This is a genomic window from Mesorhizobium sp. M7A.F.Ca.US.014.04.1.1 (assembly GCF_003998745.1).
GTDB classification, from domain to species: domain Bacteria; phylum Pseudomonadota; class Alphaproteobacteria; order Rhizobiales; family Rhizobiaceae; genus Mesorhizobium; species Mesorhizobium ciceri.
On sequence record NZ_RZRW01000789.1, the window covers coordinates 1 to 2,090 of the forward strand.

Here is a 2,090-nt window from a genome sequence, read left to right on the forward strand (position 1 = left end):
GTCGTTGGCGGATCAGATTCCAGCACCCCCGCTGGAATCTGATCCGCCAACGACAAGCACATGCGGTTCTCGTCTCATCGCCATCGGTCCGTCTTTTCGATCCATTCTCGCGTGCGCGCTTCGGGGTCGAAGCTCAACGTGATGTCCGTGACCACTGCGGCGCTGTTGGCGCCGGCCTCAAAGACGCCGTCGAGGCGGTCGGGGTTGAGGCCGCCGATGGCGACCAATGGGATCGGCGCCACCCGCCGCTTCCACTCGCTGATCCGCTCTAGCCCTTGCGGTGCCCACTTCATTTTCTTCAAAGTGGTGGGATAGATCGGACCGAGCGCGACATAGTCGGGCTCGGCAAACATGGCCGTTTCCAGCTCGACATGATCATGCGTGCTCAATCCGAGCCTGACGCCCGCTGCCCGTATCCTCGAGAGGTCGGCCGTTTGCAAATCCTCCTGGCCCAGATGCACGAAATCGCAGCCTTCCTCGATTGCCAGGCGCCAATAATCATTGATGATGAGCTGGCTTTTGTGTTGGACACACCAGGCCTTCGACTTGCGGATCTCCGCGCGCAGCCCGGTTTCATCCATGGTTTTGATGCGAAGCTGAATCAGCTTGACGCCGAGCGGCGCCAACCTTTCGATCCAGGCGGCGCTGTCGACGATCAGGTAGAAGGGATCGAGCTTCATGAAAAAACGGCCCTGCCGACCATCGGTGTCGATGGCACGGCGACGTCGCGCGGTTCGAGCATTCCCGAACTGAACGCCTCACGACCGGCGTCGACCGCCTTACCGAAAGCACGCGCCATGCCGACCGGATCTGCCGCCTTGGCGACCGCTGTGTTCAGGAGCACGGCGTCAAAGCCGAGTTCCATGACGGTGGCCGCGTGCGACGGCCGTCCGAGCCCCGCATCCACAATCAGCGGGACGCCAGGGAAATATCCGCGCATCGAGCGCAGCGCCGTCATGTTGACCGGTCCCAAGGCGGAACCGATCGGTGCGCACCACGGCATCAGGACCTTGCAGCCCGCTTCCAGCAGCCGCTCGGCGACAACGAGATCGTCGGTGGTATAGGGGAATACCGCAAAGCCGTCCTCGCACAGGATGCGGGCGGCTTCAACCAGACCGAACACATCCGGCTGTAGCGTGTCGTGATTGCCGATCACTTCGAGCTTGATCCAGTTGGTGCCGAAGACCTCGCGCGCCATTTTCGCGGTGGTGACGGCTTCCTTGACGGAGAGGCAGCCGGCGGTATTGGGCAGGGTTCTGGCGCCCAGCGAGCGGATCAACGACCAGAATTGTTCGCCGGCCCTACCGCCCGCCATCTCACGCCGCAACGAGACGGTCACCACCGACGTGCCCGATGCCTTGACTGCATCGGCAAGGAAGGCCGGCGAAGGATACTGAGCCGTGCCGAGAAGCAGGCGCGACGAAAGCTCGGTTCCATAAAGCTCCAACATGCTAGCCGCCCTGCATGGGCGAGAGGATTTCGATCCGGTCGCCGTCGCTCAACTGGAACTCCGCGCGGTTGGCTTTGTGCACGAGGTCGCTGTTGACGGCGGTGGCGAGCCAATCGCCCTCATAGTCGAGCGCGGCAAGCAACTCGGCCAGCGTGGTGGCGGCAATCTCACGCGCCTCGCCGTTGACCATCAGTTTCATGAGCATGCTCCTTGGTTCTGTCTTGACTGAAAACCAGGTCGGCAGCCTGGCGCGCCATGGCGGGGGCGAGGAGAAAACCGTGACGATAAAGACCGTTGATCGCGATGATCTCACCGTCTGTTTCGACGCGTGGCAAATTGTCGGGAAATGCCGGACGGACACCCACACCGGTTTCAACGATCTCGGCCTCACCAAAGGCCGGATGGAGGGCATGGGCGGCGCCCAGCAGCTCCATCATGGAACGCGCCGTCACCGGTCCGGCGCTCTGGCTTTCAATCATCGTCGCTCCGATCATGAAACGGTGATCGGTGCGCGGCACGGCATAAAGCGGAAAGCGTGGATGAAGCAAACGGACCGGCCGCGACAGCGAGACATCAGGCGTGCGAAGGATCAGCATTTCGCCGCGAACACCGCGCAGCCTGTCATCGGCCGCTGCCATTC

General features: G+C 62.4%; 4 protein-coding genes. All 4 read right to left on the minus strand.

What is annotated here, in order from left to right; all coding sequences use genetic code 11:
• Positions 1-74 precede the first annotated feature (74 nt).
• The gene (locus EOA22_RS31485) at positions 75-680 is read right to left on the minus strand and encodes a thiamine phosphate synthase (RefSeq protein WP_063169416.1); all 606 of its coding nucleotides are present in this window, start codon (positions 678-680) and stop codon (positions 75-77) included.
• Positions 677-1,450: a thiazole synthase gene (locus EOA22_RS31490; RefSeq protein WP_127390502.1), complete on the minus strand. Its 774-nt coding sequence runs from the start codon at positions 1,448-1,450 to the stop codon at positions 677-679. Before EOA22_RS31490 ends, EOA22_RS31485 begins: the two co-directional genes overlap by 4 nt.
• A 1-nt stretch (position 1,451) precedes the next feature.
• Positions 1,452-1,649: a sulfur carrier protein ThiS gene (gene thiS / locus EOA22_RS31495; RefSeq protein WP_024504260.1), complete on the minus strand. Its 198-nt coding sequence runs from the start codon at positions 1,647-1,649 to the stop codon at positions 1,452-1,454.
• Positions 1,618-2,090, minus strand: a 473-nt coding sequence (locus EOA22_RS31500; protein ID WP_127390503.1) for an FAD-dependent oxidoreductase, incomplete at its 5' end; no start/stop codon positions are given. The genes thiS and EOA22_RS31500, both read right to left, overlap by 32 nt.